At 43.2% G+C, this 16,006-nt stretch carries 16 protein-coding genes and 1 riboswitch; of the genes, 8 read left to right on the top strand and 8 right to left on the bottom strand.

What is annotated here, in order from left to right; translation table 11 throughout:
- Positions 1–557: 557 nt before the first annotated feature.
- Both N0824_RS00450 and N0824_RS00445 read left to right on the top strand, forming a co-directional pair.
- Positions 558–1,214 carry a sigma-70 family RNA polymerase sigma factor gene (locus N0824_RS00450; RefSeq protein ID WP_108935304.1) on the top strand — a complete coding sequence of 219 codons (657 nt, stop codon included), beginning with the start codon at positions 558–560 and terminating at the stop codon, positions 1,212–1,214.
- Between the two features lie 113 nt (positions 1,215–1,327).
- Positions 1,328–1,879, top strand: coding sequence for an anti-sigma factor (locus N0824_RS00445; protein ID WP_108935303.1), 552 nt, complete (start codon positions 1,328–1,330; stop codon positions 1,877–1,879).
- 3 nt (positions 1,880–1,882) lie between these two features.
- Here the strand turns inward: N0824_RS00445 and N0824_RS00440 are convergent, their stop codons facing one another.
- Positions 1,883–3,088, bottom strand: a complete 1,206-nt coding sequence (locus N0824_RS00440) for an acetate kinase (RefSeq protein WP_108935302.1) — start codon at positions 3,086–3,088, stop codon at positions 1,883–1,885.
- A 467-nt stretch (positions 3,089–3,555) separates the two neighbouring features.
- Here N0824_RS00440 and trxA point away from each other — a divergent pair, with 467 nt between their 5' ends.
- Positions 3,556–3,879, top strand: a complete 324-nt coding sequence (gene trxA, locus N0824_RS00435; protein ID WP_108935301.1) for a thioredoxin — start codon at positions 3,556–3,558, stop codon at positions 3,877–3,879.
- 9 nt (positions 3,880–3,888) lie between these two features.
- On the opposite strand, the gene dprA is transcribed toward trxA, so the two are convergent.
- The 5 genes from dprA to N0824_RS00410 all read right to left on the bottom strand — a co-directional run bounded on the left by dprA (position 3,889) and on the right by N0824_RS00410 (position 9,056).
- Positions 3,889–5,037, bottom strand: a complete 1,149-nt coding sequence (gene dprA, locus N0824_RS00430; RefSeq protein ID WP_108935300.1) for a DNA-processing protein DprA — start codon at positions 5,035–5,037, stop codon at positions 3,889–3,891.
- A gap of 411 nt (positions 5,038–5,448) precedes the next feature.
- The gene (cobI, locus tag N0824_RS00425; protein ID WP_108935299.1) at positions 5,449–6,153 is read right to left on the bottom strand and encodes a precorrin-2 C(20)-methyltransferase; all 705 of its coding nucleotides are present in this window, start codon (positions 6,151–6,153) and stop codon (positions 5,449–5,451) included.
- Positions 6,150–6,776: a precorrin-8X methylmutase gene (locus tag N0824_RS00420; protein ID WP_108935298.1), complete on the bottom strand. Its 627-nt coding sequence runs from the start codon at positions 6,774–6,776 to the stop codon at positions 6,150–6,152. The genes cobI and N0824_RS00420 overlap by 4 nt, the downstream gene beginning before the upstream one ends.
- 1 nt (position 6,777) lies before the next feature.
- Positions 6,778–8,202 (bottom strand): precorrin-3B synthase, encoded by a 1,425-nt coding sequence (cobG, locus tag N0824_RS00415; RefSeq protein ID WP_108935297.1) that lies wholly within the window; start codon positions 8,200–8,202, stop codon positions 6,778–6,780.
- A 55-nt stretch (positions 8,203–8,257) separates the two neighbouring features.
- A riboswitch (cobalamin riboswitch) is annotated at positions 8,258–8,414 on the bottom strand.
- Positions 8,388–9,056 carry a DUF3782 domain-containing protein gene (locus N0824_RS00410; RefSeq protein ID WP_158269528.1) on the bottom strand — a complete coding sequence of 223 codons (669 nt, stop codon included), beginning with the start codon at positions 9,054–9,056 and terminating at the stop codon, positions 8,388–8,390. (Overlaps the previous riboswitch by 27 nt.)
- A gap of 63 nt (positions 9,057–9,119) precedes the next feature.
- Between N0824_RS00410 and cbiE the strand changes: the two genes are divergently transcribed.
- Positions 9,120–10,388, top strand: a complete 1,269-nt coding sequence (gene cbiE, locus N0824_RS00405; protein WP_108935296.1) for a precorrin-6y C5,15-methyltransferase (decarboxylating) subunit CbiE — start codon at positions 9,120–9,122, stop codon at positions 10,386–10,388.
- 93 nt (positions 10,389–10,481) lie between these two features.
- On the opposite strand, the gene N0824_RS00400 is transcribed toward cbiE, so the two are convergent.
- Complete coding sequence (locus N0824_RS00400) at positions 10,482–11,063, bottom strand: Uma2 family endonuclease (protein ID WP_108935295.1); 582 nt, start codon at positions 11,061–11,063, stop codon at positions 10,482–10,484.
- 230 nt (positions 11,064–11,293) lie between these two features.
- Between N0824_RS00400 and N0824_RS00395 the strand changes: the two genes are divergently transcribed.
- The 4 genes from N0824_RS00395 to N0824_RS00380 all read left to right on the top strand — a co-directional run bounded on the left by N0824_RS00395 (position 11,294) and on the right by N0824_RS00380 (position 15,107).
- Positions 11,294–11,941: a hypothetical protein gene (locus N0824_RS00395; protein ID WP_108935294.1), complete on the top strand. Its 648-nt coding sequence runs from the start codon at positions 11,294–11,296 to the stop codon at positions 11,939–11,941.
- 71 nt (positions 11,942–12,012) lie between these two features.
- Positions 12,013–12,264 carry a BolA family protein gene (locus N0824_RS00390; protein WP_002755721.1) on the top strand — a complete coding sequence of 84 codons (252 nt, stop codon included), beginning with the start codon at positions 12,013–12,015 and terminating at the stop codon, positions 12,262–12,264.
- A 97-nt stretch (positions 12,265–12,361) separates the two neighbouring features.
- Positions 12,362–13,657, top strand: coding sequence for a P-loop NTPase fold protein (locus N0824_RS00385; protein WP_108935293.1), 1,296 nt, complete (start codon positions 12,362–12,364; stop codon positions 13,655–13,657).
- A 10-nt stretch (positions 13,658–13,667) separates the two neighbouring features.
- Positions 13,668–15,107 (top strand): tetratricopeptide repeat protein, encoded by a 1,440-nt coding sequence (locus N0824_RS00380; protein ID WP_108935292.1) that lies wholly within the window; start codon positions 13,668–13,670, stop codon positions 15,105–15,107.
- Between the two features lie 138 nt (positions 15,108–15,245).
- On the opposite strand, the gene N0824_RS00375 is transcribed toward N0824_RS00380, so the two are convergent.
- On the bottom strand, positions 15,246–15,836 hold the full coding sequence (locus N0824_RS00375; RefSeq protein ID WP_002747500.1) for a PAP/fibrillin family protein: 591 nt from the start codon (positions 15,834–15,836) through the stop codon (positions 15,246–15,248).
- Positions 15,837–16,006 lie beyond the last annotated feature (170 nt).

Below are 16,006 nucleotides of genomic sequence, written 5' to 3'. Positions count from 1 at the left end.
GGTTTGACTTCTTTGTTATAGAATTGCTTCTAAACGAGGCTTTTTTTGCTTGGCTTTCAAACTATTGTTTTGTCTAGGTTCGAGCGTCGTTTGTTTCGCTTCGCTTTCGCTTCGCTTCAACCGCGCATTTACCAATGTATCTAACTTCCCCAGGTTTGTCAACCCCTTTTGGCAAAATTTTTTGATCTTTTTTCTATCCCTTGCTACGTAAGCCTTTCAGCTTTTGGTCTTTTTTTGGTGGGGTATTTTTGTTTAGTACTTTTGTTCTAATTAGCTCTTGATGGTGGTGACAGCGTTTCTCATAGGTGGGAACTGTTTAGGCATCAAATAAGGATGCAGTGGCTGAAATAACTGATTAGCAAGGGTTTCAGCCCCGTGGACCAACAAGATTGAATGCCCCGCTCAAATCCCAGTCCAGCAACTACCAACCCGATCAGATCGCTTCGATCAGTTAGAATCAAAATATGGAAAAAAAATTATTTATTTTTGGGAACCTTTGCTAACTTCTCCCGTCCTCAAGCCCTGAGTGAGGAGTTTATATCCTTAGAGGAAATCCCATGAGTCAATCGATTCCAGCATCTTGGTCACTTGAGACCAAAAAGTCTCAAAACCCCGTGTCCCCTGACAAACTCTCCAACTACGATCTAATTGCACGCTGTCAGGAAGGGTGTCAGCCAGATCGAGCAGCCTTTGCGGAACTGCTGCGGCGCTATCAAGCTCATGTTGATAAATTACTCTATCATTTAGCTCCCGATTGGCAAGATCGAGCTGATTTGGCTCAAGAGGTCTGGATTCGCGTCTATCGCAATATTAACCGTCTCCATGAACCTCTCAAGTTCCGCGGTTGGTTAAGTCGCATTGCTACTAATCTTTTTTACGACGAATTGCGGAAACGCAAGCGGGTTAATCACCCCATTTCTCTCGATGCTCCCCGGCGCGTGGAAGATGGCGAAATCGATTGGGATATCGAGTCCGATTACCCCAGTCCCGATGAACATCTCACCACCCACGAATTCTACGATCAATTACAGGCGGCGATCGCTGATTTACCAGAGGCTTTTCGGACAACTATTATTCTCCGAGAAATTGAAGGTATGGCCTACGAAGAAATTGCCGAGATCACGGGAGTTTCTTTAGGAACTGTTAAATCTCGCATTGCTCGCGCTCGCGCTAAATTACAATCTGTTTTACAGCACTATTTTACAGAAGGCTAAAGAATATTGTGGTGATTCGGCACTAACGGCCGAAGTGAGGAGTCGTTAAAGTTAACTAGCTCCGTGCTGGTAAAAAGTGATTGCATACCGATCTCTTCTGGTCGAGGTCAACCATGAATAATTATCAACCCGAAGACGTTCAATGGATCAAGTCTTTGTTACGTCACGATGACAGCGATTGCAACTCCGCAGCCGAGGATATTTTGTTTTTAGATGAGGATAACGAGGAAAGTCATCGTTTCGATTTAATTAGCGCCTATATTGATAACGAAGTAACGGCAGAGGAAAGAAAGCTAGTTCAGCATTGGTTAGACCATGATGCTGCCGCTAAAAAACTCTATCGGCAGCTCTTGGGATTACAAACTAATTTAAGGCAGATTCCCGTACCGGCTACAATGGCCAACGACCGATTGGCAGAACAGGTGTTCAGAAAAGTCGATGGTCAGCGTCGTCGGCAATATTGTGTTTATGGTGGCGCAATTTTAACGGCTATGGCGATCGCTGTTGGCTCCTACTTCGTCTCGGGACGCAATGATCCCCTCTCCCAAATGGCGAGCAGTCCGAGCAGTATTAGCCAAGAGGGAGACCATTTGATGATTGCTCTCAACCATCCGATTATGGAGATTCCCACAACGGAAGAGCCAAAAGAGAATGGCCAAAGGTAAGGTCTATGGAGATAAATGCCAGCATTCTCGTGCGATCGCCCAATCTTCCGCCGTAGCAATTACCATCACTCGCACTTTAGATGTGTCGGTGGCGATATCCTCATCCCGGGGACGAGCGGCATTTTTAGCCAAATCTAACTCTAAACCCAAAAAAGACCAGCCTTGACTGGCTTTTTCCCGTACTAAAGCTGAATTTTCGCCGATTCCTGCCGTAAATACCAACACATCCAACCCCTCTAGAGAAGCGATCATCGATCCGATTAAACTTTTCAGACGATGAATATACATCTCAAATGCTAATTTTGCCCTCTCGTTGCCTTCGTCTATCGCCGTGGTAATTGCCCGCATATCCCCAGAAATACCCGAAATTCCCTTTAAACCCGATTCTTTATTGAGTAAACTATTTAAACTATCGGGATTATATTGATATTCTCGCTCTAGATAAATCAGAATCCCTGGATCGATCGAACCGCTGCGGGTTCCCATCATCAATCCCTCTAGGGGAGTAAATCCCATAGTAGTATCGACACTTTTACCCCCCTTGACTGCCGATAGGGAAGCACCATTGCCCAGATGACAAATCACCATTTTCAAGGATTCTAGGGGTTTTCCCAACAATTCGGCGGCCCGTTGCGAGCAGTACTGATGACTGGTGCCATGGAAACCATAGCGACGGATTCCCAGTTCACTCCATTGGTAGGGAATGGGATAAAGAGAAGACTCAGGAGGGATAGAACGATGAAAAGCGGTGTCAAACACTGCTACTTGAGGAACATCGCCCAAAACTTGCTCGATCGCCTCAATTCCTTCTAAATGAGCGGGATTATGGCTAGGAGCCAGTGGAATCAGCTTTTTAATCGTTTCTTTGACCTGGGGAGTGATCATGGTCGCCTGGGAATATTCCGTGCCACCATGGACAACTCGATGACCGACTATACTAATGTCGGCGAGGTTAGCTACTACCTTAGTTTCGCCAGTGACTAAGGTATCTAACATCCGAGCAATTCCCGCCGGACGGTCTTGACTAGAAAGATTAATTTCCTGTTTAATTCCCTGAGCTTTGACTGTTAAAACCCCGTAATCAGGGTTAACTGTCCAATCGATACCCGCTTGCCAAATTGGTTGCGGAGGATGGCCGGGGAGAAACTCTAAATCGTATAAACAACTTTTTTGACTGCTCGATCCCGCATTTAAGACCAGAATTTTCATAAAAAAGCTCAATTAGGAGGTGGCTTGTGCTGATCATCATCAAACTCAGGTTAAGCCTAGATAAAATCGATTACTTTTGGGGTTTTTCTTCAGGAAAATTTTATCTGGCTGCCATCACCCCTCCCTGACTTGAAAGAGGGTGTAGGGTCTGGGGTGTGGGGTGTAGGGAAGGAAACCTCTTTCATCTCTGGTGGTGAAAATTTTTTCATCGAGACTGACTCGGGCAATATTACAAAACTTTATCAAAAAAAAGTCAAAATAGAGCCTCTAGGGTTATAAAATAGAAGAATACCCCTTGTGAAATTGATCCAAGAAGCTACCTCTGATGCAAGTTAAGGCCTCTATAGTGGATTTAGAGCTAGTTCTCGTCCTTTTCACCAGTGGAATGTCAACATCGCACCACGAATCTCTAGAATGAAATTTTTGTGTATTCTAGATAACCGTGATTACTAGAGGATTTCTTAAGTATGTCAGAGGTTACTGCCGTTACAGATGCCACCTTTAAAGATGAAGTTTTAGATAGTGCCAACCCTGTCCTAGTAGATTTCTGGGCTCCTTGGTGCGGCCCTTGTCGAATGGTGGCTCCCGTTGTCGGAGAAATTGCCGAAATGTTCAAAGGGCAAGTCAAGGTGGTGAAACTCAACACCGACGAAAACCCCAATATCGCTAGTCAGTACGGGATTCGCAGTATTCCTACTCTGATGATCTTCAAAGGAGGTCAAAAAGTTGATATGGTGGTCGGGGCTGTACCGAAAACCACTTTAGCTAATACCTTAACTAAATACCTGTAGAGGAGTTGACTAGGTTTTCTGGTAACGCATACCGGGTAACTGAGTCACTAAGCCCATTAATTCTAATTCCAATAAAATCCCCGCCACTTCTGAGGTGGGGATTTGCATTTTTTGAACAATAATGTCAAACAACAGGGCATCTCTGTCAAATAACTGATACACTTGTGCTAGTCTAGGTTCTAGATTGACTGGAGGAGCAGCATTAACGACTGGGGATGTCTCTAGAGGGAGTGAAGGGGAGAGATTAAGCGGTGCAGATTGGTTCGTGGTGGGAATTGCCCCCAACATTTCTAATAATTTCTCCTCAGAAACGATAATTTCCGCTCCCTGATGAATGAGTTGTAAACAGCCCCTAGCGGCAGCAATATCGGGAGAATTGGGTAAAGCATAGATATCGCCGCCAAATTCGTTGGCATAACTGGCCGTAATCAGGGAGCCAGACCTTTCGGGGGCCTCGATAACAATCGTCGCGCGACTTAAACCAGCGATAATGCGATTACGACTGGGAAAATGGGGTTTATTCGGCTGAGTTGCGGCGGGATGTTCACTAATGACTAAACCCTGCTTTTGGATGTCCGCCTGTAGCTGCCGATGATGACTAGGATAAACCACATCGACCCCTGTTCCCAAGACGGCAATCGTTCTTCCCCCTGCTTTTAAACAGCTTTGGTGTGCCTCGCCATCAATTCCTTCGGCCATGCCAGAAACAATAGTAAATCCCTGTTGGGCCAAAAGGGTACTTAAGCGCCGCGCCCAGCGCCGGCCGTGATCCGTGGGGTTACGAGTACCCACAATGGCGACGGTGGGGATATTTCCCTGATTTTCCTCTAAATTGACCTTTCCTTGATAGTAAAGTAAGGGGGGAGGACTGGGAATTTCCCGGAGAAAGCGGGGATATTGTGGGTCGCTAGGAGTCCAAAAAAGGGGATTTTTCTGGATATGTTCGGCGAAAAGAGCTTCTGGGTCAATTTGCGATCGCCCTTCCCGTACCGCTACCATTAACTTTTTGCCAAATCCCGCCCCTTCTGCGATCGCACTATCGGTGGCATTCCAGGCCACAGCGACACTGCCAAAATGCTGATAGAGTCGCTTCAGGGAAATTGCCCCAACTCCAGCAATACTTGACCATGCTAACCAATAAACGCGCTCGTCTGTCAATTTAAAAAGCTCCTCAAACCAAGTAATATTTTCAGTCGGTTAAAACTGACTGCGGCCAGATGACCTTAATTTATTTTAATCATGCCGGAATCCCTTCCATTAGTTGTTGAGGTATGGTTGAGCCTCGTCGTGGGCGTAGCGTCGCCCCCAACCCCCCCGCGCATTAGCTTTTTGGTGGGATGCTTACAGGCAGCTGCTGATACATTTGTCATCATTTAAGAGTCACTGATAATTGCTGATTGTCGGTATTTCTGCAAATGTGAGATGCACCCAGTAGGGGATAGAGGATTTAAATTAGTGTCTATAGAGTTATTGAAAAAATCGGGTCTAAAACCTCGCCTTAAGACGAAAAGTTTTGGGAGCGGGGCATAAATCCCCGTTACAAAAACGGCCTCCTGCCTCCTGCCTTTGTTATTGGGGTTTAGTTTTACTAGGAATGAGAATTAATGACCAGTAAGTAGCAGCCTCTGGATCGACTTCTGTAATCGGAATAATTTGCTGATTGGGTAGGGTTGCTCGTTCGATGTAGAGGGCGCGTTCTAATAATCCTAATTCCTGGAGAATATTGCGAACTTTAGCGAAATGTCTGCCTAATTTAATAATCGCTGCTGCATCGATAAATGCTAGGCGATCCCGCAATATTTCCGCCTCTAAAGTAGCGGGCATAATACTAAATACGTCATTTCGATAAGTGATAGGTACACCCAGCATTGCTGCACTTGCCATCACTGAAGAAATACCCGGCACGACTTCAATGGAAAAGCGATCGCACAGGCGATTAAAGATATACATAAATGTGCCATACAACATCGGATCGCCCACACATAAAACCGCCACATCTCGACCTAAATTTAACTGTTCGGCGATATTTTCGGCGGCAATATCATAATGAGGTTGAGAACTGCGCTCGACACTAAAAGGTAAAGGCATGGGAATTTCTATCTGCTCGGGACGGATAAAATCCGAAACAATTGCCCGTGCCAAAACTTTGCCACTTTCTAAGGTAGGATAGGCAATTACCGGAACAGTTGTGAGAATCCGGTGTGCTTTTAGCGTCAACAATTCGGGGTCACCAGAACCGATTCCTAATCCATAAAGTTTGCCTAATTTATTCATAATTCGTTCTCTTTTGCTAAAGCATTGACTGCTGCTGCTGCGATTGCGCTGCCGCCCCTACGTCCGTGCAGGGTAATAAATGGCACACCACGACTATTAGTTGCTAATTCTATTTTCGACTCTGCCGCTCCTACAAATCCCACGGGAAAGCCTAAAATCAAAGCCGGTTTAGCTACATTTTGATCGAGCAATTCTAGTAGGCGAAAAAGTGCGGTTGGTGCATTACCAATGGCTACCACCGCTCCAGCTAAATGAGGTTGCCAAAGTTCTAAAGCGGCAGCGGAGCGAGTATTATTAATTTGCCGTGCTAACTCGGTCACTTCTAGATGATTGAGGGTACAAATAATCGGATTATCTTTAGGTAAGCGGGCTTTGGTAATGCCATTAGCGACCATTTGAGAATCACAGAGAATTGCTGCACCACCAGCGAGGGCATTTCGTCCGATTTTAACCGCGTCTGGTGATGCTTCTAAATCTTCTGTTATGTCTGTCATCCCGCAGGAATGAATTAGACGAACCGCCACATGAGCTAAATCATCGGGGAGATTTTCCCAGTTAGTTTCAGCCCGAATAATAGCAAAAGATTTGCGGTAAATTTCCTCGCCATTCTTAATGTATTCCATTCTATTCATCTAAATTTTTCGATTTTTGGGAGCTTAAAATTTGGGCTATGAGGGGGGGAATCTTGGTAAATTCTCCCTCAAATATGGGTGTTTCTAAGAACTTTTGACTATCACCCACATAGACTTGATAAGCTTCTAGTATTTGGCCATTTTCCTCGATGGTAGTTCCTAAAAGGGTAATTTCGGCTGGACCCGGTTGAGCGCAGGATTTAGCACAACCCGTCAAATGAATATTAACAGGAGAATTGCAGGTTAAGTGTTCCTGCAAATAATCTGCTAGGAGAGAAGCATGAATTTGAGTTGCAGTGGCCGCCGCTGCACAGCCCGGTTTACCGCTACAGGCAACTATCCCCGCATCCCATCCGGGAGAAGCGGATAATCCTAAGGATGCCAGTTTTGGCAACAATTCTGACACTTTTTCATCGGGAATATCGGGTAATATAACAGTCTGCCAAGGGGTTAATCGTAACTGACCACTGCCAAAAGTTTCTGATAGTGTCGCTAATCCCCATAGTTGATTAGCCGTCAATTGTCCTAATCTTAATGATAGACCAATATAAGATAATCCGGGTTGCTTTTGAGGATGAATTCCCAGATGAAAATAGGGTTGAGTAGAATGGGCAGCCTGCTGGTATTCTTGCCCTTTTATTATGCCGGTAGAAGTCCGATGTAATTGGGAGTTAACTTGTTCGAGATATTTTGTCAATCCCCAATCTTTGAGCAGGTGTTTCATCCGAGGTTTTTTACCCTTGATATTGGGGGTTTGTTGAACATAATCGATATAAACTGTTACTAAAGCTTTGACCACAGCTAAACAGTTTTCTGGCTCAATTAATAAGTCCGTATTATAGAATTGTTTATCTCCTCCGAGGGCTAATCGAAAGCAAACAAGAGAAGTTAAATTTTTCGGATTATTGACGGTAATTGCCGATAGCTGAATCTCATTATAGCGGTGTTGCCAGGCCATAGTTGAACCGGTGCCAATTCCCACTGCACCACCGCCATCGATACCGATACTAAATTTAGGACTTAGTTGGACAATTGATGGATAATTTTGGATAAAATTATCTAATTCTTGGACTAATGGACGAGTATCGATCAATTCTTGGCAGTCAATTCCAGCCGTGGGACTTGACATGATATTACGCAAATGATCAACACTGGGATTATGGGCAGCTAACCCTAATTTTTGCAGGGTTTGAAATTCTTCTAAACTGGGGGATTTTTGCAGTCCGCGAATTTGCAGATTTGCCCGATTGGTAACTTGTATTGTCGTCTGCCATTGTTCGAGCCAAGTGGCGATCGCTTTTCCCTGTGGAGAATTGAGCCATCCACCGGGGGTGCGGAGACGAATTAAAAACCCATCCTGGGCAGCAGTTCCATAAAATAAACCGGGACAAGCATTTGCTTCAACTAACCAATTCACCGTTATTTGTTCTCCATGCGACGCAGAGAAGTAGTTAGAAAATTATTTGTCTATCTACCGATTAAAAACTTGTAATTGGTATTCTGACTCGCAAGGAAAAAGGGAAGATGTACTCTTTTTACTTTTTACTTGATTACAGCTGCGGCACAGTACCAGAATTGCACTGGACTTTCCCAAAGACAAGTTTAAGGATTATACCACGTTTTCGGTTGAAACTCAGTATCGTTAAGAATCGCTACATTTTCACCCCTTTGTGCCAAGACAAATAAACCTTGACGATAAGCATATTTATCCGCTCCTTCTTCGATTTCAATGCCTGCTACTGCCCCATATAATTGTTTGTGGTTATATTCGGGAAAAAATTGCCTAAATTCTGTTAGATTCTTGATTAATTCTTTGACATCATCTACACTTAAACTACTTTTAACTTCCACTACTAGCACATGATTTTCATTAGTTACTAACACATCAATTTCTAGGGTTTTACCGTCGAGACGTTTTCTGACTCTTTGACTAACTTGATGTACGGGAATCTGACGATTTAAAAATAAAGTCTCACAAGCGGGGGCTACCATATTTTCGACAAAACGTCCCCATTTACCGCCAAGATTACCAATTTCTTGACTGAGTCTGGTAATTTGGCGATCAGTTTTTAAAGATTGTTCTTTGAGAATCCGCTCGGTTTCTAAAGATTGTTCTTTGAGAATCCGCTCGGTTTCTAAAGATTGTTCTTTGAGAACACGCTCGGTTTCTTGAAAGCGTCGCTCGGTTTCTTGAAAGCATCTTTCTGTCTCTTTTTGAGCTTCTACTAATTCGGCTAATAATCTCCAAACGTCATCGGCGGTGGTGGTCATAATTTTTCCTCTGAATTAACTTGACAATAACCTGATTATATCTTGTTTGAAGGATAGAGCCTGATGGCAGATAATGAAATAGTAGCGATTTTTTTTAATATGGCGGATCGCAATTGTCAGTCGAAATGGCTATCGATTATAGGAATTGGTGAAGATGGCTTAGAAGGGTTAAGTTCAGTAGGGCGAAGTCTGCTTTCTTTAGCATCAGTTATTGTCGGTGGTGAACGTCATCTGGCAATGTTACCCCCAGAGGATCAACGGCAAAAACTGCTCTGGACTTCTCCGATTCAAGACTCTATTAACGAGATTATCCGCCGTCGTGGTCAATCCGTCTGTGTTTTGGCCAGTGGTGATCCCATGTGCTACGGAATTGGTGTCACCCTCACCCGCCAGATTCCCCTTGAGGAAATGACGATTATTCCCTCTCCTTCTGCCTTTAGTCTTGCCTGTAGTCGTTTGGGTTGGTCCCTAAGTGAAGTGGAAACTTTGAGTTTGTGCGGTCGGCCCCCGGCTTGGTTGAATGGGGTGCTTTATCCCGGTGCTAAACTGCTGGTACTGAGCGCCGATGCCCAGACTCCGGCGATCGCTGCTCGGCTGCTCCGGGAGGGAGGTTTTGGCGAGAGTTCCATCACGGTTTTAGAACATCTAGGGGGAACCCTAGAACGCCACCTTCAAGGCATCGCCAACGATTGGGAGTTTACAGATCTGGCGGATCTAAATGTCATCGCCATTAGCTGCATCTCCTCTAATCCTCCTACCTGGGCGCCGCGCCTTCCAGGACTGCCGGATTCTGCCTACCATCATGACGGCCAGTTGACAAAAAGAGAAGTTCGTGCTATCACGCTGAGTAGATTGGCTCCCCTACCCGGACAATTGCTCTGGGATGTGGGGGCGGGTTGTGGTTCCATTGCCATTGAGTGGCTGCGGAGCGATCGCCGTTGCCAGGCTATTGCGATCGAACATCATCCCACCAGATTACAATACATTGCCGATAATGCCGCCGCCCTGGGAACGCCCCATCTGCAAATCGTCGCCGGAATCGCACCGAGCGCCCTAGAAGATTTACCGCAACCGGACGCTATTTTTATTGGTGGCGGTATCACCACACCCCACCTATTGGAAACCTGTTGGTTAGCCCTGCGCCCCGGGGGTCGTCTTGTTGCCAACACTGTTACAATTGAAAGCGAATTAGTCCTCTTGCAATGGCATAGTAAATTAGGAGGGGAACTGCTGCGGATTGGCATTGAAAAAGCCGAACCGGTCGGCAAGTTTTTAGGTTGGAAAGCCATGGCCCCCGTAACCCAGTGGACTGTTGTGAAACCGAGATTGTAAATCCTTGATTTTCTCCTTGATCCCTCTTGCAAAAGCGGAACGATTAGCGAATAAACTGCGGGAATTAGGCATTAATCCTCACGATATCTAAGTTTACCCCTTGATCTCACTTTTATTGCCGAGTATTTCAATTAAAGTTAACTCTATTTCTGGAAAGGATTCAATAAAAATACTTTCACCTCGATAATATTTCTGAATAGCTTGATAACTACCATGCAGCGGATGGCGATAAACTTCTAAACATTCTTCCTTGAGATTAACGATCCAAACTTCTTTAATATTTGCCTCTGCATAAAGAGGAATTTTAGTATAGCGATCATAATCGAGGGTAGAATCGGAAACTTCAATAATTAAATAGATATCTTGAGGACAAGGATAGGCAGCAACATAAAAATCCGATCGAGGTATTAGTAAACTTAAATCTGGTTCTGGTTGAGAATTATTATTTAATCTAATCGGGTTTTGTACTCCTAAGAGAATAAGATCACCAAATTTTCGAGAAAATAACTGGGTTAATCTAGCTATACCAGCAGCATGACGGGTTCCCATCGGTGACATTTTGATAATTTCTCCTCGAATTAATTCCACTTTTTCATCGGGTTTGATTATTCCCTCGGTTGCCATTTTTTCGTATTCTTCCACCGTAAACTTACGAGTAATCAGTGATAAAGACATTTCAACTAAACTCCTGCTTTTTCTTTATTCTATCTGGGCAGCTTGTCAAGGGGTGAATTATCGGTGTTTAAACCATTAATCGGGGGGATAAACTAACTTTTTGGGGACTTGTACTGATTCTTCGGGAAAAATCAGCGCTTGCCATGGTGACAAAACCGCTAGATCCAACGTCTAGAAAGCTGGGGTCGGATCGAAACTGCCCCAAAAAAGCTACTATAGGTCAGTTGTCGATGTTAAAAAAAATAGCCGTTCCCATGGGGAACATTAAGTCGAGAAATTTTATGGTTAAACGAAAACAGCCTTATAGTTTAATTTATCTGCTCACTCTGGTGATCGGTTTAGTTATTGCGATCGCAACTGACGGACAAGCACAAACCCCCGACTCTAACAATCCCACCAGCGATCCTAACGAATTGAAACCCTTAAATCAAGCCGATAGTGTCCTGAGTCTTCAGGGGGGACAACGTTTAGTGGAAGAAGCGAACGCCGCTATTAATGCCGCTAAATACAGTGTCGCTGTGGACAAACTCAATCAAGCGCGTCGGATTTTTAACCAACTATCTAACTATCATCTGCAATTAGCTAATAGTTTCTCAGGAATTGACCCGAAAGTATTCGATTCTCAGCGTCAAAGTGCTTTAAACACCGGACAACTGCGGGATGAAGCCACCTATCAGCTTGCTTTGGTCCATAGGGCGCAAAATCAGCCAGAATTGGCGGTTCCTTTGTTAATTCAGGTGATTCAATCCCAAAACCCCACCAGTGAATTAGGACAAAAAAGCTATCAACAACTCTACGAGATGGGATTTGTCAGCACACCCATCTCCGCACCGACTCCCACCTCGGCAACTCCTAACAACTCCCCCCCACGGCAGTAAATTTTGTCCCCATTGACGAGCTTTCGGTAACAATGGGATCAGAGTATCTTTAATTGTTTTGAGGAGTTAAGATGGTTGACTTTCGCCAAGTAGAAGCGATGATTCAAGAACAAATCCCCGATGCACAGGTGATGGTTCGGGATTTGACGGGAGGTGGTGATCATTTGGAAGCGGTGGTTATTTCCGGCGAATTTGCCGGCAAAACCCGCGTTAAACAGCATCAAATGGTTTATGGCGCTTTACAATCGGCACTGGCTACCGAAGCCATCCATGCTTTGGCATTAAAAACCTACACTCCCGACAGTTGGGCAGCAGAAAAATAACAGTTATCAGTTATCAGTTATCAGTTATCAGTTAATTTTTTTCTAGTTTTCTTTGTGGCTAATTATCTTCACAACACACAGTCTAATTTAATTACTCATGGTTAGTCCTTTACTAGAACCCTTTCGAGAAGCCTATCGCAATTTGGAACTTTTACCCCTGCGATCAGATAAAGAATTACAGCGTTTTGCTGTTAAATACGGCACAGAAATTATCGACGAATTAGAACAATTGGTAGAAGATAGTCCTTCGGAAGACGGAAAAATTATTCTAGCAGGACATCGGGGTTGTGGTAAGTCAACCCTACTCTATGAATTTAAAAGAAAGTTAGATGATCGCTATTTTGTTGTTTTCTTCTCGATCTCAGACATGATCGAAATGTCAGACGTAAATCATGTTAATATTTTATTCTCGATCGCCGTTCAGATGATGTCAGAAGCGGAAGCCCAAAATTTAACTATTAAAGATTCTATTAAAAAAAGCTTTTATCAATGGTTTGCTGAACAAATTCGCACCGAAACTAATCAAGCAGATGCCACTGTCGAAACAGGTTTTAACTTTTCTACTTTACTAGCTCACATTAAAGGAATTCTCAAAATTAATTCGACTATTCGTCAGGAAATCAAACAAAAGTATGAGCGGAGAATTACCGATCTAGTTGCCCAAATTAACATTATAGCTAGTGCGATCGAGTCCCAAAGTCAGAAAAAAATCTTAGTAATTGTTGATGACATTGATAAAATTGACTTAGCACAGGTAAGGGATATTTTTCAATCCCATATTAAAGCGATTATGTTGCCGAATTTTCGGATTATTATGACTATTCCGATCGCCGCTTTAAGAGAGGTAGCTTTAAAGGCAACTCTCCAAACAGAAACTAATGATCAGATTGTACAAATGCCTGTATATAAACTCTTTAAACAGGGAGACATTAATTCACCTAATGCTATCCCCGATCAGCAAATTATTGATACTTTAACCGAGATAATCACTAAGCGCATCGATCCCGCTTTAATCGATCCTGACACCCTCGAAAAAATTTGTCTTTATAGTGGGGGAGTATTACGAGAATTAATTCGCATTACTAATGATTGCTGTCGGGTTTGTTTGCGATCGGTTCGTCGTTATCCTGATGATAATACCCTAAAAATTAATCAAGCTGTTTTAGAACAATCAATCACAGAACTTAGTCTCGATTTTGCTGAAAGTATCGGTACAGCAGATGAGGAAATTATTAAAACTGTTTATGAAAAGTTAAAACCGAAGGATCTCAAGGATCAAAATTTTCTAGATCTTTTGCATGGTTTATATATTTTGGAATACCGCAATGGCGATCTCTGGTATAACGTGCATCCGATTGTGGTTGAGTTAATGAAAAAAAGAGGAACAATTTGAATGGGATATTATGACTGATGAAACATCTTCAATTATTGACCAAAATGAAAGAGAATACGAAGGTTTAATCGTGTCTCTAGAGGCAAATCAAGAGAGATTAAATATATTGATTTGTGTGTGTGATCAGGAAAAATTGCGAGAAGAAATCATCGATCGCTATAGCAAAGAATTAGAACCAGTAATCCCTTGTTATCGGATTGATTTAGATCAAAAAGAACCGAGTTTAAGAGCAGCAATTGCTAGTTTAGTCTCCAGAAAACCAGAGTTATTACAAAGCAAAAACGCCGTGATCACAACCACAGGAGTGGAAAAATTACACTCGATCGAATGGCAACGGGAAAAATCGGAACTAGATAAATTTTTTGGTTATCTGCAATGGACAAGGGAAGGATTGCGAGAATTTCCCTATTCCATCGTTCTTTGGGTAACAAGCACAGTGGAGGTAAATTTACGCAAAAAGTCCCCCGATTTTTGGAGTTGGAGAAAAGGAGTTTTTCGCTTTATTTCTCCTCCAAGTAACTTTTTACCTTGTCAGGAATTTTTACCAATTTTACAATCTTTTGACGAAATTACTATAGATAAAGATATTCCTTCAATCTCTAAGGAAGACTTGTTAGAACTAATCGAGCAAATCGAGGTAAATAAAGGCAAAAAAGAGCCAAGACTAGCGAGTTTATATGCCAGTTTAGCTAAGATTTATAACCTTCGTTTATTAAATCTGCCATTGTCAGATTATCGTCAGGAACAACAGCTTGCGATCGAGTATTATCAAAAGGCGATCAATTTACAAAAAGAGTTAAATCTAGAACTTGATTTAGTTGCGAGTCTCAACTCATTAGCTGGTATTTACTATTGCCTAGGAGAATACCAAAAAGCGATCGAGTTTTATCAACAGTCCTTAGCAATCTTTCAGAGAATCCGAGATCGCTGGAGAGAAGCAGATTCTTACAATAATTTAGGCAATGCTTACCGTTTCCGAGGAGAATACCAAAAAGCGATCGAGTTTTACCAACAGTCCTTAGCAATCAAACGGGAAATTGATGATATAAGGGGAGTAGCGTATTGTTACAATAATTTGGGCAATATTTACAATTACCTAGGAGAATACCAAAAAGCGATCGAGTTTCATCAACAGTCCTTAGCAATCAAACGGGAAATCTCTGATATAACAGGAGAAGCTTATTCCTATCTAGGTTTGGGGAATGTTTACGATTCCCTAGGAGAATACCAAAAAGCGATCGAGTTTTATCAAAAGTCCCTAGAAATCTTTCAGGAAATAGGGTATATCATAGGAGAACCAAAGACTCTGTTGAATCTGGGAGTTACCTACTATAAACTCAAACATATATCGGAAGCGAAAGAAGCAATTCTTCAAGCGCGGAAATTATTTCAAGCATTGGGGTTAGCAGGATATGTTCAATATTGTGATCAGGCAATTCGGCAATTATAATTACCCAGTTGCGATCGAGTAAAAATTTGTTGCTTACCCCTTGACTTTTGCTTGTTTTAATGCTAGGAATTACCGGACTTGATTGCTTATAAGTGGCAGCTAGACACAATTGACTCCTGACTCCCGACATATCTTAAGTTAGGTTTTTTCCTTAGCCAGAATAAAGACGCTGCCTTCGCTGCCGCGGCCGATGCGGAGATCTTCATCGAGATAGGTGATATCGAGCCAACCTTTTTGTTCACGATTATTGAAGGAAAAATCGAGGGGAGGAAATTTTTTGCCACTTTCGATCGCGTCGATAAATTCTTGGGGAGAATGATAATTGAGAAAACGTTGCAGACCGAGGATCGAGCGCTCAAATTTGACCATGACCCGACGCTCGGATGTGGGTTCAAAGGTAGCGGCGACGATCACTGCTCCTTCTAACCAAGGTACACCGGTAATTTCAGCAATATTGTAGAGTTTGGCCTTGTTCAGGTCAAGATATTGATAAATTTGCCCTAATTGAAAAAAAGGTAGGCGATCTAGTCCCAGAATGTCGCGGCTGCTGGTGAATAGTAAACGCCAATTCCCCCCTAATAGTTGTTTAACTTCGAGGGGATGAGGATGGGGATTGTGATCCTCCAATTGTTCGATCGCCGCTAAAATCCGCACGCGGTCGCTTTCCGTGGCCAGGAGTCCGCGATTTCTACCAGCGATCAATTCTAGTAATTTCGCTTTGGCATCCATAGAATCTCCCTCATTTGATAAATTACCTCGACCCGCCAGGCACTCGATCGAGGTTTTTGGTGGCCCTAAGAGGCCCACCCGCGCCGATGATTTCATGGGTTCAACGGAGTTTTAACCTCGGTGAGCGGCATTTTTAACTGTTGGCCTCACTATTTTAACACGGATTAAAT

The sequence above is a fragment of the Microcystis sp. 0824 genome, from assembly GCF_003112475.1.
Classification (GTDB): domain Bacteria; phylum Cyanobacteriota; class Cyanobacteriia; order Cyanobacteriales; family Microcystaceae; genus Microcystis; species Microcystis aeruginosa_C.
Note: the sequence above shows the minus strand (reverse complement) of the source record. Positions and strands in the feature narration are given on the sequence as shown.

Excerpts from the sequence above, each read along its gene's own strand:
- N0824_RS00410 (WP_158269528.1), bottom strand. The coding sequence starts at position 9,056 with ATGACCACCACCGCCGATGACGTTTGGAGATTATTAGCCGAATTAGTA.
- N0824_RS00450 (WP_108935304.1), top strand. The coding sequence starts at position 558 with ATGAGTCAATCGATTCCAGCATCTTGGTCACTTGAGACCAAAAAGTCT.
- cobI (WP_108935299.1), bottom strand. The coding sequence starts at position 6,153 with ATGAATAAATTAGGCAAACTTTATGGATTAGGAATCGGTTCTGGTGAC.
- cbiE (WP_108935296.1), top strand. The coding sequence starts at position 9,120 with ATGGCAGATAATGAAATAGTAGCGATTTTTTTTAATATGGCGGATCGC.
- trxA (WP_108935301.1), top strand. The coding sequence starts at position 3,556 with ATGTCAGAGGTTACTGCCGTTACAGATGCCACCTTTAAAGATGAAGTT.
- N0824_RS00390 (WP_002755721.1), top strand. The coding sequence starts at position 12,013 with ATGGTTGACTTTCGCCAAGTAGAAGCGATGATTCAAGAACAAATCCCC.
- N0824_RS00395 (WP_108935294.1), top strand. The coding sequence starts at position 11,294 with ATGTTAAAAAAAATAGCCGTTCCCATGGGGAACATTAAGTCGAGAAAT.
- N0824_RS00445 (WP_108935303.1), top strand. The coding sequence starts at position 1,328 with ATGAATAATTATCAACCCGAAGACGTTCAATGGATCAAGTCTTTGTTA.
- N0824_RS00385 (WP_108935293.1), top strand. The coding sequence starts at position 12,362 with ATGGTTAGTCCTTTACTAGAACCCTTTCGAGAAGCCTATCGCAATTTG.
- N0824_RS00400 (WP_108935295.1), bottom strand. The coding sequence starts at position 11,063 with ATGTCTTTATCACTGATTACTCGTAAGTTTACGGTGGAAGAATACGAA.
- N0824_RS00420 (WP_108935298.1), bottom strand. The coding sequence starts at position 6,776 with ATGGAATACATTAAGAATGGCGAGGAAATTTACCGCAAATCTTTTGCT.
- N0824_RS00440 (WP_108935302.1), bottom strand. The coding sequence starts at position 3,088 with ATGAAAATTCTGGTCTTAAATGCGGGATCGAGCAGTCAAAAAAGTTGT.
- N0824_RS00375 (WP_002747500.1), bottom strand. The coding sequence starts at position 15,836 with ATGGATGCCAAAGCGAAATTACTAGAATTGATCGCTGGTAGAAATCGC.
- N0824_RS00380 (WP_108935292.1), top strand. The coding sequence starts at position 13,668 with ATGACTGATGAAACATCTTCAATTATTGACCAAAATGAAAGAGAATAC.